At 70.2% G+C, this 22,637-nt stretch carries 17 protein-coding genes; 9 read left to right on the forward strand and 8 right to left on the reverse strand.

What is annotated here, in order from left to right; genetic code table 11:
• Window positions 1-97: 97 nt before the first annotated feature.
• The 5 genes from ACZ4WZ_RS16045 to ACZ4WZ_RS16065 form a co-directional block, all read right to left on the reverse strand.
• Window positions 98-3,340: a type I restriction endonuclease subunit R gene (locus ACZ4WZ_RS16045; RefSeq protein WP_467890411.1), complete on the reverse strand. Its 3,243-nt coding sequence runs from the start codon at window positions 3,338-3,340 to the stop codon at window positions 98-100.
• Window positions 3,337-4,473 carry a restriction endonuclease subunit S gene (locus ACZ4WZ_RS16050; protein WP_467890413.1) on the reverse strand — a complete coding sequence of 379 codons (1,137 nt, stop codon included), beginning with the start codon at window positions 4,471-4,473 and terminating at the stop codon, window positions 3,337-3,339. Before ACZ4WZ_RS16050 ends, ACZ4WZ_RS16045 begins: the two co-directional genes overlap by 4 nt.
• A gap of 71 nt (window positions 4,474-4,544) precedes the next feature.
• A complete protein-coding gene (locus tag ACZ4WZ_RS16055; RefSeq protein WP_467890415.1) occupies window positions 4,545-6,185 on the reverse strand; it encodes a class I SAM-dependent DNA methyltransferase in 1,641 nt (546 codons plus the stop codon).
• Window positions 6,186-7,010: 825 nt separating this feature from the next.
• The gene (locus ACZ4WZ_RS16060; RefSeq protein ID WP_467890418.1) at window positions 7,011-7,241 is read right to left on the reverse strand and encodes a hypothetical protein; all 231 of its coding nucleotides are present in this window, start codon (window positions 7,239-7,241) and stop codon (window positions 7,011-7,013) included.
• 7 nt (window positions 7,242-7,248) lie between these two features.
• Entirely contained in the window at window positions 7,249-7,548 is a 300-nt protein-coding gene (locus ACZ4WZ_RS16065) for a hypothetical protein (protein ID WP_467890420.1), read from the reverse strand.
• Window positions 7,549-8,233: 685 nt separating this feature from the next.
• Between ACZ4WZ_RS16065 and ACZ4WZ_RS16070 the strand changes: the two genes are divergently transcribed.
• Window positions 8,234-8,737: a GNAT family N-acetyltransferase gene (locus ACZ4WZ_RS16070; protein ID WP_467890423.1), complete on the forward strand. Its 504-nt coding sequence runs from the start codon at window positions 8,234-8,236 to the stop codon at window positions 8,735-8,737.
• Window positions 8,738-8,781: 44 nt separating this feature from the next.
• Here ACZ4WZ_RS16070 and ACZ4WZ_RS16075 read toward each other — a convergent pair whose 3' ends face one another.
• Entirely contained in the window at window positions 8,782-10,515 is a 1,734-nt protein-coding gene (locus ACZ4WZ_RS16075; RefSeq protein WP_467890426.1) for a bifunctional 3'-5' exonuclease/DNA polymerase, read from the reverse strand.
• A gap of 572 nt (window positions 10,516-11,087) precedes the next feature.
• On the opposite strand from ACZ4WZ_RS16075, the gene ACZ4WZ_RS16080 reads away from it, so the two are divergent.
• The 3 genes from ACZ4WZ_RS16080 (at window position 11,088) to ACZ4WZ_RS16090 (ending at window position 14,802) form a co-directional block, all read left to right on the forward strand.
• Entirely contained in the window at window positions 11,088-12,263 is a 1,176-nt protein-coding gene (locus tag ACZ4WZ_RS16080) for a DUF2786 domain-containing protein (protein ID WP_467890429.1), read from the forward strand.
• Window positions 12,264-12,338: 75 nt separating this feature from the next.
• A complete protein-coding gene (locus ACZ4WZ_RS16085) occupies window positions 12,339-14,384 on the forward strand; it encodes an FUSC family protein (RefSeq protein ID WP_467890431.1) in 2,046 nt (681 codons plus the stop codon).
• Between the two features lie 172 nt (window positions 14,385-14,556).
• A complete protein-coding gene (locus tag ACZ4WZ_RS16090) occupies window positions 14,557-14,802 on the forward strand; it encodes a DUF397 domain-containing protein (protein ID WP_467890434.1) in 246 nt (81 codons plus the stop codon).
• A 241-nt stretch (window positions 14,803-15,043) separates the two neighbouring features.
• Here ACZ4WZ_RS16090 and ACZ4WZ_RS16095 read toward each other — a convergent pair whose 3' ends face one another.
• Window positions 15,044-15,550 (reverse strand): ATP-binding protein, encoded by a 507-nt coding sequence (locus tag ACZ4WZ_RS16095; protein WP_467890436.1) that lies wholly within the window; start codon window positions 15,548-15,550, stop codon window positions 15,044-15,046.
• Between the two features lie 340 nt (window positions 15,551-15,890).
• Here ACZ4WZ_RS16095 and ACZ4WZ_RS16100 point away from each other — a divergent pair, with 340 nt between their 5' ends.
• The 5 genes from ACZ4WZ_RS16100 to ACZ4WZ_RS16120 all read left to right on the forward strand — a co-directional run bounded on the left by ACZ4WZ_RS16100 (window position 15,891) and on the right by ACZ4WZ_RS16120 (window position 20,677).
• Entirely contained in the window at window positions 15,891-16,769 is an 879-nt protein-coding gene (locus tag ACZ4WZ_RS16100; protein WP_361600797.1) for a helix-turn-helix domain-containing protein, read from the forward strand.
• A 92-nt stretch (window positions 16,770-16,861) separates the two neighbouring features.
• The gene (locus tag ACZ4WZ_RS16105) at window positions 16,862-18,319 is read left to right on the forward strand and encodes an aldehyde dehydrogenase family protein (RefSeq protein ID WP_467890439.1); all 1,458 of its coding nucleotides are present in this window, start codon (window positions 16,862-16,864) and stop codon (window positions 18,317-18,319) included.
• Between the two features lie 143 nt (window positions 18,320-18,462).
• Complete coding sequence (locus ACZ4WZ_RS16110; protein WP_467890442.1) at window positions 18,463-18,975, forward strand: DinB family protein; 513 nt, start codon at window positions 18,463-18,465, stop codon at window positions 18,973-18,975.
• Window positions 18,976-19,071: 96 nt separating this feature from the next.
• Window positions 19,072-19,830, forward strand: a complete 759-nt coding sequence (locus ACZ4WZ_RS16115; protein WP_467890445.1) for a MerR family transcriptional regulator — start codon at window positions 19,072-19,074, stop codon at window positions 19,828-19,830.
• Between the two features lie 133 nt (window positions 19,831-19,963).
• The gene (locus ACZ4WZ_RS16120; RefSeq protein WP_467890448.1) at window positions 19,964-20,677 is read left to right on the forward strand and encodes a DedA family protein; all 714 of its coding nucleotides are present in this window, start codon (window positions 19,964-19,966) and stop codon (window positions 20,675-20,677) included.
• A 76-nt stretch (window positions 20,678-20,753) separates the two neighbouring features.
• Here the strand turns inward: ACZ4WZ_RS16120 and ACZ4WZ_RS16125 are convergent, their stop codons facing one another.
• Window positions 20,754-22,394, reverse strand: coding sequence for a threonine/serine exporter family protein (locus ACZ4WZ_RS16125; RefSeq protein ID WP_467890451.1), 1,641 nt, complete (start codon window positions 22,392-22,394; stop codon window positions 20,754-20,756).
• Window positions 22,395-22,637: the final 243 nt, after the last annotated feature.

The raw sequence follows: 22,637 nt of genomic DNA on the forward strand, positions 1-22,637 counted from the left end.
AGCGAGCCAGCAGCCCGGGAGCCGCCGATGCCCCTGCACGATTGCGCGTCCGAATGCTCCTGGATGCCACCCTCAGCCTCACCAGCCCGCCCTAGGCCTAGGACCACTCCTCTGCCTTGACCTCAGTCTGCTTTAGCACTCGGTCGATCGCCTCCGGTGCTTTATCCGGCGGGTAGCCGTAGTAGTTCAGCAAGAATTGGACCTTGGCGCGGATTCGATCGCGTGCCTGGCTCTTGATCCGCCAGTCAACGGTGACATCGTCGGACACCAAGCGATACAAATGCCGCGCGATCTTCCGGAGAGTGTCGTCGCCCATCTTCAGAGCTGAAGGGTTGGCGGCGACCGCGTCGTAGAAGGCGAGCTCGTCCTCCGTCAAGCCGAGTTCGGCGGCCCGGACACGGTCGGCTGAGACCTCACGTGCGAACTCGACGAGGATGTCCATCGTCTGCGCTGAGCTGATCAGCCCGTTGTGGTACTGATTCATTGTCTCCTGCATGCGCTTGGTGAAGGCGCGTTGCCGGGTGATGTTGCCGGGATGGGAGTCACGGATCTCCTTCATCAGGGAGCGCCGCAGGGCTTCGAGAGCCAAGTTGGGATGGCGGCTCTCTTTCAGCTGCGCAACGAACTCCTCGTCCAAGTGCGAGAGGTCGGGCTTGGTGAGACCAGCGGCGTCGTAGATGTCCACTACCCCGTCGGCGGCCACCGCCGCGGCGTTGAGCTGCTCGATGTAGCGGTGCTGGTCAGCAGCCGTAGCAAGGCCCTGGTCGGCTCGGTTGTCCACGTCGAGTTTCTCGCGAGAGGCGCGCACAGACCCGAAGAACCGGATGTCGTCGAGGAGGTCTTCGACGCCCTCGTGGGTGGGGCAGAGAGAGAAGGCTTGGGACAGCAGCTTGCCGATGGGCATGAAGCGCTGCAGGCGGGTGGGCTTCCCTGGTTGCAGCGCGGGCTCGGCCTCCTGAAGGAACTCTAGGACGGCGTATAGGGCTTCCTGATAGCCGGTCGAGCCGAGGGTCTCGCGCCAGGGCAGGTCACGGAGCAACTCGGTGATCGACTGGTGCTTTTCCCGTACGATCTTGACGGCCTCTGAGATGTCCGCGCCGATGGTCTCCTCGTCCTGGTCGTCGTTCGAGGTGTACTCGGCGATGGCGTCGGTGAGATGCCGAGCTACCCCTAGGAAGTCCACGACTAGACCCGACGGCTTCTCGCCCCAGGTTCGGTTGACGCGGGCCACGGCCTGCATCAGGGCAGCACCGCGCATTCGGCGGTCGAGGTAGAGGGTGTGCAACGGGGGCGAGTCGAAGCCCGTGAGCCACAGCGATTGGACGATTACGAGTTCGAGTTCGTCGTCAGGATCGGCGGCCCGCGCCTGGATATCCTTGAGCTTCTCGGGTGAACGCACGTAGGGGGCGATCTCTGCGTCGTCCTTGCCAGGGTTGCCGGTGTAGACGACCCGGATCTTTCCGGTGCCGTCGGGCAGCAGCCCCGTTTTTCGATCAGGCTCGCCGACCCATTCGGGGCGGCGGGTAGCCAGGGCGTTGAAGAGCCGGGCCGCGATCCTGCGTGAGGAGCAGACGACCATCCCCTTGCCGGCGCTGCCCGTCAGCTTAGCCATCTCCAGACTTCGGCTGTCCCAGTGGGACAGGAGGGTGTCAGCGAGCTTCGCTATCCGTTCGGGCGCACCGATCACGCTCTCGAACGTGGCGAACTGGGCGCGGGCACGAGCTTGTTCTGCCTGACTCAGCCCCTCGACCAGCCCCTCGGCCTGGGCGTCCATCTCATCCAGATCTTTATCGTCAGGGAGCTTCACCTTGTGGAGGATCGGCTCGTAGAAGACTCGGACTGTGGCCCCGTCGTTGACTGCCTGCGTGTGGTCGTAGGTGTGGATCGTCGGCCCGAAGACGGCGAGGGTGTTGCCCGTCCGGTTGTCGATCGGCGTGCCGGTGAAGGCAATGAATGTGGCGTTGGGAAGCGCGTCCCGCAGATGACGAGCGAAGCCGTCCTCGAAGTCGTAGTGGCTACGGTGCGCCTCGTCGACGATGACGATGACATCCCGGCGGTCGGAGAGCAGCGGATGCCGGGCGCCTGCGGCCTTCTTCGACTTGCTGATCCGGAACTTGTGGAGCGTGGTGAAGATGACGCCGCCGCTGCCCTCGCGCCGGGTGAGCAGATCCTTCAACTGGTCGCTGCTGTCAGCCTTTTCCGGTAGACCACCGATGGATCGATGAAGGCTGTGACTTGCGCTGAAGGTGTTGAAGAGTTGGGTGTCGAGGTCGATCCGATCGGTGATGAGGACGACTGTCGGAAGGGACAGTCCGGGGAGACCGCCCACCTTGCCGGTGTAGAAGAGCATCTCTTCGCTCTTACCCGCGCCCTGTGTGTGCCAGATAACGCCGGCCCTGCCGTCCGTAGCCGTGGCGGAGGCGGTGGCGGCAAGGGCCGTGTTGACGGCGATGTACTGGTGAGCCTTGGCGAGCTTCACCGTGTCCACGCTGCCGCCGGTGCCTTCAGTGGAGTAGGAGAGGAAGCCGGCGATCAGACCGAGGAAGTGTTCGGGTTCGAGTGCCCCGGCGATCATCCGCTCCAGGGCCCGCCCGTCCTCCCGCTCTTTCTTCTTCTTGAGTAGGACCCCGTCCTCGGCGTGCCAGGGCGCCATGTGCTCCCACGGCGTGAACGGAGTGCCGAGGCGGGCGGTCACCCCGTCGGTCGCTACGGCGAGACACAGGGTGCGAAAAGTGCCGTCAACATTCAGTTCGCGCCGATAGTTCTGGATCTGGTCGTACGCCTTACGAGCGTCGTCCGGTCCGCTCGCCTTCTTCAACTCAACTATGCAGAGCGGGAGTCCATTGACGTACAGGATGATGTCGAAGACGAATGCGCGCTCGCTGGCCGCGCGTATCCGCACCTGCGATGAAGCGACTAGATCGTTGCCGTGCGGGTCGGCGAAGTCGATGGGGCGGACGGTCACGCTTCGCTTCGTGTCGGTGAGAAGGTCTGTATAGCTGACCTTCAGGCCGCCGGTGAGCTTTTTATAGAAGTCCCAGTTTTTACGGACGTCGCTACCGGGTGTCTGCCGCAGCAGCTCGGCGATTGCCTCCTCGACAGCGTGAGAGGGGAGCTGGGGGTGACGAGTGGCGATGGCGGTACGCAGCCGGGGATACAGGATGAGGTCATCCCAGTCCTTGCGGTGACCGCTGCTCGGCTTCAGCTCCTTGCCGGGAAAGTGCTGCCAGCCGAACTCGGCGAGATGATCGAGAGCGAGTGCCTCCCAATCCCGCTCGGAGGACCCGCCGGCGGCCCGCTCCTCGAACTCAGATTCTCCGGCAGTACGTTCTTCCCTCACGACGCAACATCCTCCACGACGCGCACGGCGTCCTTGACGTGGATCCTTCCGGTGACGAGCTGGGGGAGCAGGGTGTTGCGGAGTTCGGCGAGGGTTCGGTTCTCGACGGCTACTTGATCGATGGACGCGTGCAGTGCTTCGAGGGTGGCGGACAGCTGATCTCGAACACCTTCGACAGGAAGCCTAATCGGCCAAGTCGGCATTTCCTTGAGTGGGATCCGGTCGACCGTAGCCCCGTGTACGGTGCGGCGCCTGATTTCCTCTTGGAAGGGTGTGCCGAGGTAAGCGTGGAGGAGTAGCACGCTCGTTACGGTATTGGATTTGCGGCGTAGCAGACCCATTCGCCGTCCGAGGCTCGCTCGTACATTAGGAGGCATGAGCGCGGCTTCACCCAACCGTGTCTCGTACGAGAAAAGGACGTCGCCCTCACTTGGCTGGACTCGCCGAGTCCAACGGGGAAAGTCGTCCTCTGTGAGGTGCGCTGATTCGGCCAGATCGAGGACGCCACCCTTGAGGCTGCTGATGCTGAGGAACCACGGCCCCTCGGTGGTCTTTTGCGGCGTGGCGTGCGGACCATCGAAGACGTCGGCTACGTCGCTGATACGCACAGGCTGGGCGTGCTCTACGACCCCCATGTGTGCCTTGGCAAGCGCGAGTGCGGTCTCGGCGACCCGTTCGTTGACGGCGATTTTGTCGTCGATTGCGCCAAGGACTTCGGAGATGGCTTGTTGTTCGGGCAGAGGGGGGATGCAGACCGTCATTTGGCGCAGATGCGTTGGGCCGAAGTGTTTGATTACGCTCCCCCCTCCCATGGTCTCGATCTGATGCTTGAAGGTCGGCGCTGTCAGTGCGTGCGGAATGAACCGACTCGTGATTGCATCCCCCTTGGGGCGGAATCTAATGATGCCCGTGTAGGCGATTGCTCCCACTCCAGAGGCGTCAACTGTTGCAGTCTCGCCCAGTGATGCTGATGTACTCAGCAAGACATCGCCCTGCTGGAGACGGAAGTGAGCCCATCGTTGCGCGACTTTTGCAGCGTCCAGAAAGTTGCAGCCAGTGAGTAGCGGGGATCCACGCTTGAGACCCGCGAGTCGGATTAGCGGGACGCCTTCATGTTGGAAGTCCCGGGCCATGATTCCGGGTCCCTCCTGGAAGTCCAAAACCTCCGCGAGGGGAACGTTGGGCCAGCTTTTCGACGTTTGCGTCACAGCCTCCCCACCTGCTCCCGCACGGCTGTCTCCAGCCGACCAGCTTCCTCGAAATGCATGAACAGCTCCTTCGTCAGCCGTTCCACTTTCGCCTCTGCTGCCTCCATTGCAGGGTCCTCGGGCACCTCCGCGACCCCTACATACCGCACCGGTGACAGGGTGTAGTCGCCACCCCTTACTTCTGCCAGCGATGCACTCCGGCAGAACCCAGGCACATCGCTATAGGCGCCCGCCCCTTCAACTCCCCTCCATGCGCGGAATGTGGAAGAGACCAGTTCGATGTCTGTCGGCGAGAGTTTCCGTAGCGTTCGGTCGACCATCTTCCCTAGCCGACTCGCGTCGATGAATAGCACTTCATCGGCACGGCCCTTGACCCACTCGCCATGCTGCTGGCCCTTACCTTCCGTTAGGAACCAAAGGCACGCCGGCACCGTCGTTGATCGGAACAACTGCGGCGGCAGCGCCACCATGCATGCGACCAGGTTGTCCTCCACCATCCGCCGCCGGATTTCGCCTTCTCCGCCCGTCTTGCTGTTCATCGAGCCGTTGGATAGGACGATGCCTGCTCGGCCGCCAGGCCGCAGCTTGTTGACCATGAGCTGGATCCACGCGAAGTTTGCGTTTCCCACGGGAGGCACGCCGTATGTCCAGCGGGGGTCCATGCCGAGCCGTTCGCCACCCCAGTTGGAGATGTTGAATGGCGGGTTGGCGAGTACCACGTCGGCCTTCAGCCCGGCGTGCTGATCGTCGTGGAAGGAGTCGGCGGGCTCCTCGCCGAGGTTGGCCTCGATACCGTGGATGGCGAGGTTCATCTTCGCCAGTCGCCACGTCGTGAGGTTGCGCTCCTGACCATACACGGAGACATTGAAGCGGTTGCCCTCGTGTAGTTCGATGAACTTCTCTGTCTGGACGAACATGCCGCCCGAGCCACACGCCGGGTCTAGGACGCGTTCACCCTCCTGAGGCTCCAACATCTCCACGAGCAGCTGCACAATGGACTCGGGCGTGAAGAACTCGCCGCCCTTGCGTCCTTCGGCGAGCGCGAACTGTGCGAGGAAGTACTCATACACCTCGCCCATTAGATCCCTGGCCCCTGTGCGCTTGCCATCCTCATTGACCTGGGCCTGGAATTCGAGACGGTCGAGCAGTTTCACCAGGCCGGCCAGTGTCGTTTCATTGACCCGAGGGCTGTTGTACTCCTGGGGGAGGGTTCCCCTGAGTGCGGGGTTGACCTTCTCGATGGTGTCCATCGCGTCGTTGATGACCTCACCGAGGGACTGCCCCTCCAGAGTTCCCCTGGACCGCTCCATCACCACTTCCCAGCGGGCGGTCGGCGGCACATAGAAGAGCCCAGCGCCCGTGTACTGCCGGCGGTCCTCCACCGTCTGGGCGATCAACTCCTCCGAGGCGGTGCCCTCAAGGCCGAGCGAGGCAAGCATGCTGCCGTCCCTGAGCCCCTCCTCCAGCTGCACCCGCTTCTCGGCCATGGCCACCGAGACATACTTGAGGAAGACGAGCCCGAGCACGAAGTGTTTGTACTCGGCGGCGTCCAGGGTTCCTCGCAGCTGGTCGGCGGACTCCCACAGAATCGCCTTGAGCGGCTTGGGCTTGGTGTCCTTCTTCTTCCGCGGTGGCACTGGCTCTCGCTTCTCTTAATCGTTTCCGCACTTAACGTAATTGGTTCTGCGCGTTGCGTGCGTCTGCCGGCCGAAGGGGCTGCTGCAGAAGCCTACCGACGGGCACCCAGAAGAGTGGCGGGTCGGGGAAGAGTAGATCGTCCGGCACCTCGGCCTGGCTGGTGCCTATCCCTCGCTAGATCCACTTGCCGGGGTGGCCCCTGGCCCTCCGGCGGTTGCGCGCGCTGGACTGTGCGTGAGCGGTGCGTGAGCGGACGGGGTGGCACAGGGTGGATTGGGCGGCACGCGGGCGCCGGGCCGCACGTCGCTGACCTGGGGAAACAGGATGCAGCGACACGGCCCGGCACCAGGCGGGATGATCTTGTGGGGCCTCGTAATGCGTAGGTCTCGGGTTCGAATCCCGAAGGCGGCTCTGTAGAACCCCCAGGACTCACTCGCCGTGACCTGGGGGTTTTGCTGTTTCCGGGGTCGGGTGGCGCCCGCGTGGTCTGGGGCCCGAGACCCCGTGCGTGAGCGGAGGGGCCGTCAGCCTTCTTGGCGGCCTTCTTGGCCTTGCCCTTCCTCTTCCCCTTGGCCTTCGCCTTCTCGGCTTGCCCGGCCTTCTTTGCGGCCTTGCGGGCCTGCCCTTCCTGCTCGGCCTTGCGCTCGTGATGTCGATGTCGGCGGCCAGCATGAGCGCGGCGGTGCCGTGGCGCAGGTCGTGCAGCCGGGATCGGCGGGAGCCCCCGAGGCGGCCAACCAGCCGCTCGGATCGTGGTTATGGGGGGCGGGCGGATGCGAGGGGGCTGGCTGCCGCCCTTCTCCGCTACGGCTTGAGGTCGAGCTTCAGCCCAGGTCAGCGTGCTTTTTCGCGGTGTGGCCCAGCCACGCCCACCGTGTCAGGCCGCCGACGGCGAGGGAGACGACGATCGCGCCCCAGTCGATGACATGGGGGAGGCCGGGGAAGAAGGCGAAGAAGGCGAAGGACGCGGCGGCGCCGATGAGGTAGGCGGTGATGCCGGCGCGACGGCGCTTGGCTTCCCCTGCGGGCTCTTGTGGGGTGGGCTGGGTGGTCATGTGCGGCTCACTTCGTGATGTGGTGGCACTGGCCGGCCCGGCGCACGCCGTTGACGTTGATGTACGCACACGCTTTTCCGTAGCGGGGGAGTTTCTGGGGTGCGTTGTCCCGCATCGGGTTGATCTTGCACTCGGTGTGGGTCTTCCCGCGGGAGGTGCGGTAGGTCTTGTTGTCGGTGCCCGCGTAGGTGAAGTCGATGCGCCAGTTGCAGAAACCGGCGTTCAGGGCTCCGACGAAACCGCAGTCCACGCCGGCGTTCTGGTAGGTGATGTTCTTGCCGTCGCCGCGGATGATGTGGGTGAACATGCAGCCTGTCGGGACTTTCATGGTGACGCCGCCGACTTGGTAGTCGAAGGTGGCCACGGGGGTCGAACCGATGGCGCCGGCGTGTGCTTGTGCCGGGGATAAGAGCATGAGTGCGGTTGCTGCGGCGATGGCTGTGGTGACGCGGAGTGCGAGGTGGCCGGCCATGTTTGGCGCCTTTCCGAAGGAGTGCCCTTGCGGAGAGGGAACTCCTTCGGCGGGTTCTTGGATTCTCCTGTGGCGCGCGATCCACTACGAAGAGTGATCAGCTGATGTGGTGGCTGACTGGGCCGTTCGGGTTGTCCGGCCAGCGTCTGCCAGGTGCACTTGAGGAAACGGGACTGTGCGGCACTGACGGGCGCCACCGGAGATGATCTTGTGGGGCCTCATAATGCGGAGGTCTCGGGGTCGAATCGCGAAAGGACTCGGATGAGCCCCAGGACCCGCTCGCCGTTACCCGGAGTTTTTCATGCCCGGCCAGTCCAGGGCGGCGGGATGATCCTCGCGCCCTCCCTGCCTCGACCTCATGCTCGAGCGGAGCGGCGACCTGAACGGGCCGCCGTACCATCTCTCGCCGCCCAGCCCCTGACCGGCACGGAGAACAGGCCGGGTGCGTCCCTGACGGACGCGTGCTCCTCGCGCCCGCGCACAATGGACCTCGGCGCGCGAATGGATCAAGGAGAAACGCATGTTCGGTCAGGTGGAAACGCAGGACGGCACGGTCACGGACGAGGGCTCCGGCGTCGTCCTCCGCGTGGCGGGCGAGGCGGACCTGGACACGGCCGCGGAGCTGTTCCGCGGGTACCTCGACTTCTACGGGGTGACGGTCGAGGACCCGGGCGCCCCCAGGGAGTTCCTCGCGGAACGCATCGCCAAGGGGGAGTCCCTGGTGCTGCTCGCCGACGCGCCCGGCGTCACCGGCACGGTGGGCTTCGCCCAGGTCTACCGGGCCTTCTCATCCCTCACCCTGCGCACGGCGTGGATCCTCAACGACCTGTACGTGGCCCCGTCCGGCCGCCGTACCGGCGCGGGCCGGGCGCTGCTGCGCGAGGTGCTGCGCCGGGCGCGGGAGGCCGGGGTGGCGGGGGTGCAGCTGGAGACCGCGTACGACAACCGGATCGCGCAGGGGCTGTACGAGTCCGAGGGCTTCGTGCGCGAGGAGTTCCACGTGTACTTCCACGACCTCGGCTGAGGACGCACCGGCCGGGGCGCGGCGGGGCGCTGCGGAGGCGGCCGTCATTTGGCGTCGGCGTAGCACTCCACGACGGCCGTGGTGAAGGGGAAGCGGACCGGGGTGTCCCCGAAGGTGATCCGGCCGGCCCGGTCACCGGCCGTACGGATCGCCTCGGCGACGGCCTCGGCCTCCTCGGCGGGGCAGTGCACGATCACCTCGTCGTGCTGGAAGAACACCAGCTCCGCGCGCATCCCGGCGGTCGCCTGGCGCAGTGCCGCGAGCATCAGCAGGGCCCAGTCGGCGGCGCTGCCCTGGACGACGAAGTTACGGGTGAACCGGCCGCGGGCGCGGGTGTTGGTGGAGGCATAGCCCGGGGTCCAGCCGGTGTCCTCGGAGTCGGCGCGCTCCTGTTCCTGCGGGAGGCCGGCCTCGTCCGCCTCGGCGGCGCCGGCGGGGGGCGGGCAGGTGCGGCCCAGCCAGGTCCGTACGAGGCGCCCTTCCTCGCCCGCGCGGGCCGCGTCGTCGACGTACGCGACGGCGAGGGGGAAGCGGCGGCGCAGGGCGGCCAGGTTCTTCAGGCCGTCACCGGAGGTCTGTCCGTAGACGGCGCCCAGCACGGCGATCTTGGCCTTGTCCCGGTCGCCGGAGAAGCCCTGGCGGGAGATGGCCGTGTAGAGGTCCTCGGGGCGGCCGGCCACCTCCATGAAGGCCGGGTCGCGGGAGATCGCGGCGAGGACTCGGGGTTCCATCTGGTCGGCGTCGGCGACGACGAGCCGCCAGCCGGGGTCCGCGACGACCGCCCGGCGGATCACCTTGGGGATCTGGAGGGCCCCGCCGCCGTTGGTGACCCAGCGGCCGGTGAGGGTGCCGCCGGGGATGAACTCGGGCCGGAAGCGCCCGTCGCGGACCCAGTCCGCGAGCCAGGACCAGCCGTGGGCGGTGTAGATGCGGTACAGCTTCTTGTACTCGAGGAGCGGTGCGACGGCGGGGTGGTCGATCCCCTGGATCGCCCAGCGCCGGGTGGACTTGAGCTTGAACCCGGCCTCGGCGAAGGCCTTGATGACGTCGGCGGGCAGCTCGGGGCGCACGCGCCGGCCGAAGGCGGCGGAGATCCGGTCGGTGAGCTCGGCGAGGCGGCGGGGCTCGCCGCCGCCGGGGTAGCGCTCCCCGAGCAGCTCGGTCAGCAGGGCGCGGTGCACGTCGGCCCGCCAGGGCAGGCCCGCGCGGTGCATCTCGGCGGCGACGAGGAACGCGGCCGACTCGGACGCGATGAGCAGGCGCATCCGGTCGGGGTGGGCGGTGGCGGCCGTCCGGCGGGCCTGGTCGGCGTGGACGGCGAGCAGGGAGTCGAGGGGGAGGGGGGCGGCGGGCTGCGGGTCGAAGTCGAACAGGGAGTCCTGCGCGGCGGCCCGGGCCGGCTCGGCCGCGCGCTGCGGGGGGTCCGGCGGGACGGGGGCGTTGTTGAGCCGGGCCCAGGCCGCCGCCGCCGAGCGGGGCTCGCCGGAGCGGCCTTCGTGGGCGAGGAGCAGCAGCTCGGCGTCCTCGATGTCGTAGCACCGCTCGACGCGGGTGCCGGCGGCGAGCAGGCGGGGGTAGACGGCGGCGGTGGAACGCCAGATCCAGCGGGTGCCGGGGGGTGCGGAGCGGATCGCTTCCGCGGGGGTGGCGGTGGTGGTGGGCCGGGCGCCCGGGTGCAGGGGGGTGGCGTGCCACTGGCCGTCGGCGGCTTCGGCGAGGGCCCAGGGAGTGGTGGGGTGGTCGCTCACGGGTGCGAGTGTCCCACCGGGGTCTGACATCGGGCCCGTGCCCGGTCCGGGCGGGGTACGTGGACCCGTGCGGGGGGCCGTCCCGCCGTGCGGGGCGGTTGTCCGGGGGTACGTGGACCCGCGCGGGAGGCCGTCCCGCCGGGCGGGGCGCAGGCAGGGCGGGATTCGCGGACCCGTGCGGGGGGCCGTCCCGCCGGGCGGGGCGGTTGTCCGGGGGTACGCGGACCCGTGCGGGGGGCCGTCCCGCTGGGCGGGGCGCAGGCAGGGCGGGATTCGCCGACCTGTGCCGGGGACCGTCCCGCCGGGCGGGCGCCGGCCGGGCGGGACGTCGGCCCGGGTCCCGCTCCCCGGGGCTCGGCCCCGGCCGCCGTACGGCGAAGCCCGGGCGGGCGGGTCGGCGGTGCGGGGGCTGCGCCCCGGGCCCCTGCCCGGGCGGGCGGTGTAGCGCTGCGGGCCGGTCCGCGCTCCGACCCGGCCCCGGCCCCCGGCCCCCGGCCCCCGGCCTTCGGCCCTCGGCTCCGCCCCCGCCCCGGCCCCGGCCCTCGGCTCCGCCTCCGCCCGCGGTGTGAGGGGCGTGCGGGGGAGCGTGCAAAGCTGAAGGGGTGAGTCAGTGTGCCGAGATCGTCGACAGGGCCTTCGCGGCCGCCCTCTACGCCCAGGACGATGCCGGGCTCGACACCGGTGCCTCCGTGCTCGCCGCCGACGGCGCGCTGTGGGGCGGGGTCGGGCGGGAGTTGCTCGCGCGCGGGGAGGCGTACGTACGGCAGGCCTGGGAGCGGGGGTGGCGGCCCGCCGACGTGCTGAGGCTGGTGCGGCGGGATCTGGAGGCCGTGCACCTCGGCATCGCCGGTGACGTGATCGCCGCCGAGGCCCGGCGGTACGCGCGGCTCCCGGAGCGGTGGGGCGCGCCGGAGGCGTGGTGGGGGGCCGACGAGGAGTACGCCGACCGGCTCGCGCGCCGTGAGAAGGCGGACCGGTTCACCCTGGCCACCGCCGTCCTGGAGCTGTTCCGGCTGCTGGTCCGGCTGCCGTCCGTCGAGCCGGTGGGGCCGGTCCCGGGGGACCCGGCCGGTGACGCCCTGGAGCACGCGCACATCGAGCCGCGCATGCTGGGCCGGATCCGGGCGCTGCTCGCGAAGGCCGAGGCGACGACCTACCCCGAGGAGGCGGAGGCGCTCAGCGCCAAGGCGCAGGAGCTGATGGCCCGGCACACGGTGGACGAGGCGCTGCTGGCGGTGCGCGGCGGCGCTCCGGCGCAGGTGCCCGGCGCCTGCCGGATCGGCGTCGAGCCCCCGTACGAGGAGGCCAAGGCGGTACTGCTGGACGCGGTGGCCTCCGCCAACCGCTGCCGGGCGGTGTGGAACAGCGGGTTCGGGTTCTCGACCGTCGTGGGGTTCGAGAGCGATCTGGAGGCGGTGGAGCTGCTGTACACCTCGCTGCTCGTGCAGGGCACGGCGGCGATGACCCGGGCCGAGGCCGCCCAGCGGGCGGGCGGACGCAAGCGGACCAAGACCTTCAGGCAGTCCTTCCTGCTCGCCTACGCGAGCCGGCTCGGGCGGCGGCTCGCGGAGACCGCCGAGCACACGGCCACGGAGGCCCCCGACAACCTGCCCGCCCTGGTGGCCCGGGACGTGGCCGTCGGCTCGCGGGCCGACGAGATGTTCCCCCGGACCACGACCACCCGGCTGCGCGGGGCCACCGACCACGCGGGCTGGGAGGACGGTACGGCGGCCGCCGACGCCGCCCACGTGGGCGGGCGGCGCCCCGCGCTGCCCTAGGCACTGCCCTATGGGCATGTCCGGCTTGATCGGAAGAAAAGCTGAAAAAGGTGACGAACGGTTACGCTCGACGCCATGAGCTGGCTCCGCGCGCTGAAGGACACCGCGCGCGCGGGCATGACGGTCGAGCGGGCCCGCCTGGAGCCCCTCGTCGCCGTCCGGGCAGCCGTGGGGCTCGCGGTCGTCATCGGCGCCGCGCTCGCCCTCTTCGGACCGGGTGCGGCGGCCAGTTCCGCGTTCGGGGCCTTCATGGCCGCCATCGCCACCTTCCAGCAGAGCTGGCGCCCGCGCCCCGTGCTCGCCCTCGCCTCCGGGCTGACGCTGGCGGTCTCCACCTTCACCGGGTACCTGGTCGGGTCGGCCGACATCGGGCTGTTCCTGCCGATGCTCGCCGTCTGGGCCTTCGCGGCGGGGCTGTTGTGGGCCGCCGGTCCCACCGCCGGGATCATCGCCTCCGGCAACGTCGCGGTCATGCTGGTCACGGTCACCCTGCCGACCTCCGTCCCGCAGGCCGCCGGGCACGCAGCGATGATCGCCGCCGGAGGGGTGGTGCAGGCGCTGCTCATCGTGCTGTTCCCGGTCCGCCGCTGGGGCGCCCAGCGCGACGCCCTGGCCGACGCCCTCGCCGCCGAGGCCGACTACGCCCGCCGGCTGCGGCACGACCCCGTCAGCTCCTTCGACCCCGCGCCGCTGATGAAGGCCCGGGACGCCGCTGCCGTCACCGTCCGGCAGGCCCGGCGGCGGCCCGCCGAGCTGCACGGGGCCCGGGGGCTGGCGGAGCGGGTACGGCCCGTGCTGGCCTCGCTCGCCGACCCGGCCGTCGGCGCCCCCGCCGAGGGGCCGGCGCGGGAACGGGTGCGGGAGCTGCTGGACGCCGCCGGGGCGGTGCTGGACGCCGCGGCGCACGCCATCCGCCACGGGGACCCCGTACGCCTGCCCGCGCCGGCACTGGCCGTGCTGAAGGCACCCGACCTGCCGGAGGTCTTCACCGGCGCGCCGCTGCGGGCCGCGCGCAGGCTCGCCGCCCTGCTGGACGACGTACTGGAGACGGCCGAGCCGGGTTCCGGGCGCACCGCGGACCCCGCCGAGGCGAGGCTGCGGCCCACCGTGCCCGCCCTGGTGCCGCTGGTGCTGAAGGCCGTACGGGCCGAGCTGCGCCCCGGTTCGCCCGTACTGCGGCACGCCGTGCGGGTGACGGCGGCGGCGTGCGCGGGGTACCTGGTGGGGCAGGTGCTGCCGTTCGGGCACGGCTACTGGGCGCCGATGGCCTCGGTGATGGTGATGCGGCCCGACTTCACCCAGACCTGGTCCCGGGCCGTCGCCCGCTTCGGCGGCACCCTCGCGGGCGTGGGGGTGGCCACCGCGATCGTGCGGCTGGCGCAGCCGGGGATGTACCTGTCGGGGCTGCTGGCGGTGGTCAGCGCGGGCCTGATGTACGTGCTGATGCGCACCGGGTACGCCGTCGCCCAGGTCTTCGTCTCGGCGTACGTGGTGTTCCTCCTCGGGATGGGCGGCGTCCGCTGGGACCAGACGGTGCCCGACCGGATCGCCCTGACCCTGGTCGGCGGGGTCCTCGCGATGCTCGCCTACGCGCTCTACCCGGCCTGGGAGACCCCGCGGCTGCGCACCCGCCTCGCCGACTGGCTCGCCGCCGACGGGCGGTACGCGGCCGCCGTGCTCGGGCAGTACGCCGACCCGGCCGGGGCCCGGCGCGCGGACGTGCGGGAGGCGCTGCTGGCGGCCCGCGACGCCCGGATCGCCTGGCAGGAGGCGCTCGGGCGGGCGGAGGGGGAGCCGGTGCGGCACCGGGGGCTGTCCCGGGCGGCCGCCGAGGGCGCGGGGGGCGCGCTGGCGGCGCTGGGCCGCACCGCCATGCTGCTGGAGGCGCACCTCCCGGACCGGGCCCACCCGCCCGTGCCGGGGGCGGCGGAACTGGAGCGGGTGCTGCGGGAGGCGACCGAGGCCGGCGCGAAGGCGGTGCGGGAGCGGAAGGTCCCCCGGTGGGACGGGGTCCGGGAGCTGCTGGCGGACGGGGAGGCTCCCGGGCCGGGTGTCCTGCGCGGGGCGGCGGAGCAGCTGCTGGACGCGCTGGACGAGGTGTCGGAGGCGCTGCGGCCCTGACGCCCGGCTGCGCCCGCCCCCGAAACGGAGGGCCGGGGTCCTGGACCGCCGTCCGTGGTGATCAACAGTGATGGGTGGAGCACCCCGCGTGCACGTGCATCTGCCCATGCATGCGGTCATGAACACAGCTATGATCCGGTGCAGTTGACATCTGCACTATCGGGGGCTTCCTGTGGACCACGTGTACAACGGGATGGCAGCTGCAGAACTCACTTCCTTGTACGAGCTGACCTGGCAGAAGAGCAGACACAGCAACTCGCAGGGGTCCTGCGTGGAGTTCGCCAGGCTGCCCGGGGGCGACATCGCCATGCGCAACTCGCGCTTTCCCGACGGACCGGCGCTCGTCTACACGCCGGCCGAGATCGAGGCGCTGCTGCTGGGCGTCAAGGACGGCGAGTTCGACCATCTGATCGCCTGAGCCGGCCGCGGGGGCCGACCGAGGGAACGGCGCACCGATCAAGCCATGCACGTGCACCGGCCGGGACCGATCGCCCTAGATCGGTCCCGGCCGGTCGTTCCGACGGGACGGTGCGCGCGGCGGGTGCGGCGACGCCGCGGCGGGTGAACGGCGGCGCACGGCGATGCCGCCTCGGTCGTCGGCGATGCCGCCTCGGCCGCACGGCGAGCCGCCTCAGGTCCCGTCCCGGAGGAGCGCCAGGTCAGTCCTGGAGCATGAACAGCGCCCAGACCACCTTGCCGCTGAGGCGTCCCGCGAGCGGGTGCCAGCCCCAGCTGTCGCTGTAGGCGTCTACCAGGAACAGCCCGCGCCCCGACTCCAGGTCGCAGTTCTCGTCCGTGCGCTCCGGCGCGAAGGAACCGCCCGGCCGGTCCTCGCTGGGGTCCCGCACCGCGCACACCAGCCGCGTGCTCCACCGCATCAGGTGCAGCCGCACCGCCGCCTCCGGCCCGGCGGCCGGCCGTGCCTCGTCCGGCAGGGCGTGGCGCAGGGCGTTGGTGACGAGCTCGGAGACGACCAGGGAGACGTCGTCGAAGCGGTCGTCCAGTTCCCATTGGGACAGGGTCGACCTGGTGAAGGAACGGGCGCCGCGCACCGCTTCGAAGCGGGCGGGCAGAGCGCAGGAGGCGGATCCGGAGACAGCCGTGGGGTCGACCGGGGGCAGCCCCTGCCGTAACGGCTCGAGCACGGTCGATCCATTCGTCCCCATGCGAGGCACTCCCGGGATTCGCGGACGAAGCGGGCGGCTCCGTCCAAAGAGAACTGCGGGGTGGGTCCCGCGCCGGCGCGAAGAGCACGCAGGTGCGCGGCACCATCGTTCCGAATGGCGAAGCCGGATGCAAGGGCAGATGCACGTGCACGCGCCCGACCCGTCCCTTCCCGTGACGGTTCTTGCTCATTTCTTCCTACGCATACTTACGGACTTCTTTTCCGGGACGCCGGATTCCGTTACAGAACGAGTACGGGCCGATGCGTTTTGGTGGCAGACTGCGGCACCGGGGTGCGGGGGCCCCGCCGAGGCACGCGCACACCACGCGCACACCATTGCGATGGGGAGGGCAGTACTAGTGACCGCAGAAGCCAGCGGTTCTGTGGTGCGCCGCATCCTCCTGGGCTCACAGCTCAGGCGACTCCGAGAATCCCGCGGCATCACCCGTGAGGCGGCCGGCTACTCGATCCGCGCATCCGAATCGAAGATCAGCCGCTTGGAGTTGGGAAGGGTGAGCTTCAAGGCCAGGGACGTGGAGGACCTCCTCACGCTCTACGGGGTCACCGACGGCGCCGAGCGGGAGTCCCTGCTCGGTCTGGTCCGCGAGGCCAACGCGGCGGGCTGGTGGCACAGCTACGGCGACGTGCTGCCCGGGTGGTTCCAGACGTACATCGGCCTGGAGGGCGCGGCGTCCCTCATCCGGATCTACGAAGTGCAGTTCGTGCACGGCCTGCTGCAGACCGAGGCGTACGCGCAGGCGGTCGTGCGCCGCGGCATGCCCGGGGCCGGCGCCGCCGAGATCGACCGCCGCGTCGCGCTGCGCCTGGAGCGCCAGAAGGTCCTGGTGTCCGAGAACGCCCCGGTGTTCCACGCGGTCCTCGACGAGGCAGCGCTGCGCCGCCCGTACGGCGACCGGGACGTGATGCGCGGCCAGCTGGAGCACCTCATCGAGATCAGCCAGCGGCCCAACGTACGGCTCCAGGTGATGCCCTTCTCCTTCGGCGGCCACGCGGGCGAGAGCGGCGCCTTCACGCTGCTGCGCTTCCCCGAGTCCGACCTTCAGGACATCGTCTATCTGGAACAGCTGACCAGCGCGCTCTACCTGGACAAAGAAGAGGAAGTGGCGCAGTACGCGCGGGCGATGGAGCGGCTCCAGGCCGACTGCCCGGATCCCGGCCAGACCCGGGACCTCCTGCGCGGACTCCTCCAACTGTCTTGACGCGCACGTACTATGACGTCTGATCAGTGCATGAAGATGACCGATCGGTCTCCGGTGCAGCGCAGGGGTGCGCGCTCGCAGTAAGGGATGGCATGTCCATATTCACCGACCTGGCTCACCAGTACATCGACGGCGAATGGCTGGCCGGCACGGGTTCGTGGGACATCATCGACGTCAACCCGTACAACGGGGAGAAACTCGCGGCCATCACCGTGGCCACCGTCGAGCAGGTCGACCGGGCCTACCGCGCCGCCGAGCGGGCCCAGCGCGACTGGGCGGCCACCGGCCCCCACGCGAGACGCACCGTCCTGGAACGCGCCCTGCGCATCACGGAGGAGCGCCAGAAGGAGATCGTCGAGGCGATGATCGACGAGCTCGGCGGGACCCGTCCCAAGGCCGAGTACGAGGTCCACCTCGCGATGGAGTTCCTGCGCGAGGCGGTCCAGCTGGCCGTCCGCCCCGAGGGCCGCATCCTGCCCTCGCCGGTCGAGGGCAAGGAGAACCGGGTCCAGCGCCTCCCGGTCGGCGTGGTGGCGGTGATCAGCCCCTTCAACTTCCCCTTCCTGGTGACCTTGAAGTCGGTGGCCCCCGCACTGGCGTTGGGCAACGCGGTCGTGATCAAGCCGAACCAGAACGCCCCGGTGACCGGCGGCGGGGTCATCGCCAAGATCTTCGAGGACGCGGGCCTGCCCGCCGGACTGCTGAACGTGCTGGTCACGGACATCGCCGAGATAGGCGACGCGATCCTGACCCACCCCGTCCCCAAGGTCATCTCCTTCGCCGGCTCCGACCGCACCGGCCGGCACGTCGGCTCGGTCGCGGCCCGCCACTTCAAGCGGACCGTCCTCGAACTGAGCGGCAACAGCGCCCTGGTCGTCCTCGACGACGCCGACGTCGACTACGCGGTGGACGCGGCCGTCTTCAGCCGCTTCGTCTTCCAGGGCCAGGTCTGCATGGCGGCCAACCGGATCCTCGTCGACGCGAGCGTGGCGGAGGAGTTCACCGAGAAGTTCACCGCCCGCGTGCGCGCCCTGAAGACCGGCGACCCGCGCGAGGCCGACACCCACATCGGCCCGCTGATCAACTCCTTCCAGGCGGACGCGCTGACCGCGCTCGTGGACCGCGCCCTGGAATCCGGGGCACGGGCGCTCGTACGGGGTTCTACGCGCGGCAACCTGGTCGAGCCCACCGTCCTCGCCGGGCTGCCCGAGGGCTCCCCGCTGCTGGGCCAGGAGATCTTCGGACCGGTCGCGCTGCTGGTGGTCTTCGACGGGGAGGAGGAGGCCGTACGCCTGGCCAACGCCACCCCGTACGGGCTCAGCGGCGCCGTGCACACCCGCGACGTGGAGCGCGGCGTCCGCTTCGCCCGGCGCATCGAGACGGGCATGATCCACGTGAACGACTCCACCATCGGTGACGAGCCGCTGGCCGCCTTCGGCGGCGAGAAGGCCTCCGGTCTGGGGCGGCTGGGGGGCGAGGCCACCGTGGAGGCCTTCACCACCCAGAAGTGGATCTCGGTCCAGCACGGCCGGACGCGGTTCCCGTTCTGACGGCCGCCTCCTGCCTCCCCACACGCCGTGCGGCTTTTCCCGTCCTCCCGCGAGTTGCGGACAGGACCTGACCGCAAGCCTCCGTAGCGTGGTCCTTGTCAGCGGGGGACGGCCCCGCACAGGGGATGAAGAGGTGGTTGGTCATGGCACAGATTTCCGGTGAGGTCTTGGGTGACGAGCGCGGCACCCTGCTGGCCTTCGTCGAGTCCCAGCGGGCCGCGATCCGCGAGGCGGCTGCGGGGCTGACCGAGGAGCAGGCCGCGAGCCGTCCGAGCGCCAGCGAGCTGTCGCTGTCCGGGCTGCTCAAGCACGTCGCCGAGGTGGAGCTGGGCTGGCTGCGTATGGCGCAGCAGCGGCCCAACGAGAGCGCCCGCACCCAGGAGAACTACGCCGAGGCCTTCCGGCTCGTCGGCGACGAGACCATCGCGTCCGTCCAGGCCTTCTGGGACGGGGTGAGCGCGGAACTGGCCGCCTTCGTCGCGGACCTGCCCAGCCTGGACGAGACCTTCCCGCTGCCCCCGGCGCCCTGGTTCCCCGAGAACGCCAAGGTCTCCATGCGCTGGATGCTCCTGCACCTGATCGAGGAGTTCGCCCGGCACGCGGGCCACGCGGACGTCATCCGGGAGTCCCTGGACGGCACCAAGGCGATGGGCTGATCCCCTTTCCGCGGGCCCCTCGGGAAACGGGGCTTGCACCTCACGTGGCGTGAGGAACCACAGTGGGGGGCGTACCCAACAGAGGAGCGGAAAGCGATGGGCTACTCCGTGGGCCAGGTCGCCGGGTTCGCCGCAGTGACGGTGCGCACCCTGCACCACTACGACGAGATCGGGCTGCTGCGCCCGAGCGGGCGCAGCGGCGCGGGACACCGGCGTTACGACGACGCCGACCTGGACCGGCTGCAGCAGATCCTGTTCTACCGGGAGCTCGGCTTTCCGCTCGAAGAGGTCGCGGTCCTGCTGGACGATCCGCGATCGGACCCCAGGGAGCACCTGCGCCGGCAGCACGCCCTCCTGTCCGACCGGATCGCCCGGCTCCAGCAGATGGCCAAGGCCGTTGAGCACGCCATGGAGGCGAAGAAGATGGGCATCAACCTCACGCCCGAGGAGCGGTTCGAGGTCTTCGGGGACGAGGACCCGGAGCAGTACGCCGAGGAGGTGGAGCAGCGCTGGGGCGGCACGGAGGCCTACGCCGAGTCGCAGCGCCGGACCGCCGCCTACACCAAGGACGACTGGAAGCGGATGCAGGACGAGGCGGCCGACTGGGGCGCCCGGTACGCGGCCCTGGTGGCGGCCGGCGAGCCCGCCCAGGGCGGGACGGCCATGGACCTGGCCGAAGAGCACCGCCGGCACATCGGCACGTGGTTCTACGACTGCCCGTACGAGATGCACACCTGCCTGGGTGACATGTACGTCGCGGACGAGCGCTTCAAGGCGTACTACGACGCGATGGGGCCCGGCGTCGCCGAGCACCTGCGGGACGCGATCACGGCGAACGCCGCGCGCCGGGCATAGCGGATCCTCCACGCATACCGCCCCCTCCGGCCTCTGGAACCCGGTGGGGGCGGTGTGCGTTCATAATTGAGACCGCCTGCCTCGTCGCGTCCCCCACCGCAGACGTCCCCCTGATCCAGGAGAGCCCGGAAACGTGGAACCCCTCTACACGCTTGCCCTCGGCCCCGAGTGGCTGTCCCCGGAGTACCTGATCGGGCACTTCGGCCTGATCGGCATCCTGGTCATCGTCTTCGCGGAATCGGGCTTCTTCGCGTTCCTGCCCGGCGACTCCCTGCTGTTCACGGCCGGCCTGTTCGTCGCCAGCGGTGACATCAGCCAGCCCCTGTGGCTGGTCTGCACCATGATCGCGGCCTCGGCGATCCTCGGCGACCAGGTCGGTTACCTGCTCGGCAAGTTCTTCGGCCCCAAGCTGTTCAACCGGCCGAACAGCAAGGTCTTCAAGAAGGAGAACCTGGACGCCGCGCACGACTTCATGGAGAAGCACGGCCCCAAGGCGATCGTGCTGGCCCGTTTCGTGCCGATCATCCGCACGTTCGCGCCGATGGTGGCCGGCGCCAGCGCGATGAAGTACCGCACCTTCCTGACCTTCAACATCGTCGGCGGCATCCTCTGGGGCGCGGGCGTCACCGTCCTCGGCTACCAGCTGGGCCAGTTCGAGGTCATCAAGAAGAACGTCGAGCCGATCTTCATCGGCATCGTGCTGATCTCCGTGATCCCGGTGATCCTGGAGGTGCTGAAGGCGCGCAAGACCAAGAAGGCCGAAGCGGCCGCCCCGGCGCAGCCGGGGTACCCGCCGCAGGAGCAGCCGCCGGCGCCCGGCCAGCGCGGCCGCCACGCCAAGCGCTAGATTCCCCGCGGGGAAGCCTCGTACGCCCCGGAGACGGCCGTCTCCGGGGCGTCGGCGCGTCCGGGGGCGTACGGCCTCAGAAGCCTCGGGTCCGCTTCGCCGCGGCCCGGCGCTTGGCCGCGCTGCGCGCCCCCGGGATCCGCATGAACAGCCGTGAGGTCTCGGAGCCGAGGTTCACCCCGATCGCGATCGCGAGGGCGATGGCGGCGGCGTTGGTGAGGGAGGCGAAGCCCGCGTCGAGCCGGTTCTCGGCGATCGAGAGCAGCCCGTAGTACGTGGCCGAACCGGGCAGCAGCGGCCCGATGGCCGCCGTCACGTACGGCAGGGCGGAGGCGAAGCGGTAGCGCGAGAAGAGCTGCCCGAACAGGCCGACCAGCCCGGCCGCGATGGCCGTGGACGGCACCGGCGGCAGCTCGGCGGCCCGCAGCGCGCCGAAGGTGACCCAGGCGACCCCGCCGTTGAGGGTCACGATCCACACGGTGGAGCGCTCCTGCTGGAGCAGGATCGCGAAGGTGAACACCAGGACCATCGAGGCGAGGATCTGCAGCACCGGGCGGTGCGGGATCTGGAGCACCTCGTCCGGGTTCGGCGAGGCGCCGAACTGGAGGCCCACGTAGATCACCACCAGGACGCCGACGACGATCCCGATGAAGAGGTACATGACCTCCAGCAGGCGGGCGGAGGCGGTGATGTAGTAGCCGGTCAGCCCGTCCTGCACGGCGGCGACCAGGGCCCGTCCCGGCAGCAGCGCGAACAGGCCGCCGGTGATCACGGCGGAGGCGCGTACGTCGAACTCGGCGATCTTCAGGGCCACCCCGATGGCGGCCGGGGGCATCGCGGCGACCACGAACTGGTAGAACTCGGGCAGTCCCCGGCCGGCGAAGTACCAGGCCAGGCGGTCGCCGAGGACGGCGCCGAGGGCGGCGCAGAAGAAGACGGCCACCCCGCCGCCGACCAGCGTGGAGGCGGCCCCGGCGAGCAGTCCCGCGGCGGCGGTGAGCACCCAGGTCGGGTACGGGTGGCGGTTGCGCCGGATCACGGCGAGACGGCGGTAGGCCTCCTCCAGGGAGACCTCCACGTCGGGCGCGCAGATGTCGTCCACCAGCCGGAACACGGCGGCGAGGCGGGTGTAGTCGGTGCCGCGGCGCCGCACGATGCGGTTCGCGGAGACGGGGTCGTCCACCAGGGAGGGCTGGTGGGTGATCGACAGCAGGGTGAAGGTGACGGTGGGCTCGCAGCGGTCGAGCCCGTAGGAGCGGGCCACCGCGAACATCGCGGCCTCCACGTCCTCGGCGCCCTCGCCGCCCGCGAGCAGCAGCTCGCCGATGCGCAGGGTGAGGTCGAGCACGCGGCCCACGGCCGGGCCGGACTCGGTCTGCCGGTGCAGCGGTTCGGGCACCGGCCGGACGTCCACCGGCATGCGCAGCATCGTGCGCATCCGGTCCTGCCAGGGGGAGGCGGCGGGGAAGCCGGGGGCCGGCAGGGGGGTGTAGGCGGGCGGGGACTGGCTGGCGCTGTAGGTGGCCGGGGCGGCGAACGCGGAGCCCTCGGGGCCCGGGGAGAGGGTGGTCGCGCCCTCGGGGAGGGCGAACTCGGAGGTCGGCTGGTCCTCGTCCGGGACCTCCGGCTGCGTCCCGGGCGGGGGAGTGAACGCGCTGTGCGCCTCGTCGGACTTCGGCTTCCGGTCCTCGGGACCGTGCCCTTCGGCCTCCGCCACGCATCCTCCCACCCTTGATCACCTGGCGGTATCAGTATGCGGAATCGTTTCGTCCGTGGCGAAAGGAGTGGCGACCGAGCCCGCGGCACCCCGGCCGCGGCAGCGCGGTTCCCGCGCGGCCGGTCCGCCGACCCTGGAAAACGCCGCTGCGGGGGGGGGGGGGGGGGGGGGGGGGGGGGGGGGGAGGGGGGGAGGGGGGGGGAGGGGGGGGGGGGGGGGGGGGGGGGCGTGGGGGGGGGGGGG

The organism is Streptomyces sp. NPDC029122, assembly GCF_055569445.1.

Excerpts from the sequence above, each read along its gene's own strand:
- ACZ4WZ_RS16050 (WP_467890413.1), bottom strand. The coding sequence starts at position 4,473 with ATGGCCCGGGACTTCCAACATGAAGGCGTCCCGCTAATCCGACTCGCG.
- ACZ4WZ_RS16060 (WP_467890418.1), bottom strand. The coding sequence starts at position 7,241 with ATGACCACCCAGCCCACCCCACAAGAGCCCGCAGGGGAAGCCAAGCGC.
- ACZ4WZ_RS16065 (WP_467890420.1), bottom strand. The coding sequence starts at position 7,548 with ATGTTCACCCACATCATCCGCGGCGACGGCAAGAACATCACCTACCAG.
- ACZ4WZ_RS16070 (WP_467890423.1), top strand. The coding sequence starts at position 8,234 with ATGTTCGGTCAGGTGGAAACGCAGGACGGCACGGTCACGGACGAGGGC.
- ACZ4WZ_RS16075 (WP_467890426.1), bottom strand. The coding sequence starts at position 10,515 with ATGTCAGACCCCGGTGGGACACTCGCACCCGTGAGCGACCACCCCACC.
- ACZ4WZ_RS16085 (WP_467890431.1), top strand. The coding sequence starts at position 12,339 with ATGAGCTGGCTCCGCGCGCTGAAGGACACCGCGCGCGCGGGCATGACG.
- ACZ4WZ_RS16095 (WP_467890436.1), bottom strand. The coding sequence starts at position 15,550 with ATGGGGACGAATGGATCGACCGTGCTCGAGCCGTTACGGCAGGGGCTG.
- ACZ4WZ_RS16100 (WP_361600797.1), top strand. The coding sequence starts at position 15,891 with ATGGGGAGGGCAGTACTAGTGACCGCAGAAGCCAGCGGTTCTGTGGTG.
- ACZ4WZ_RS16105 (WP_467890439.1), top strand. The coding sequence starts at position 16,862 with ATGTCCATATTCACCGACCTGGCTCACCAGTACATCGACGGCGAATGG.
- ACZ4WZ_RS16110 (WP_467890442.1), top strand. The coding sequence starts at position 18,463 with ATGGCACAGATTTCCGGTGAGGTCTTGGGTGACGAGCGCGGCACCCTG.
- ACZ4WZ_RS16115 (WP_467890445.1), top strand. The coding sequence starts at position 19,072 with ATGGGCTACTCCGTGGGCCAGGTCGCCGGGTTCGCCGCAGTGACGGTG.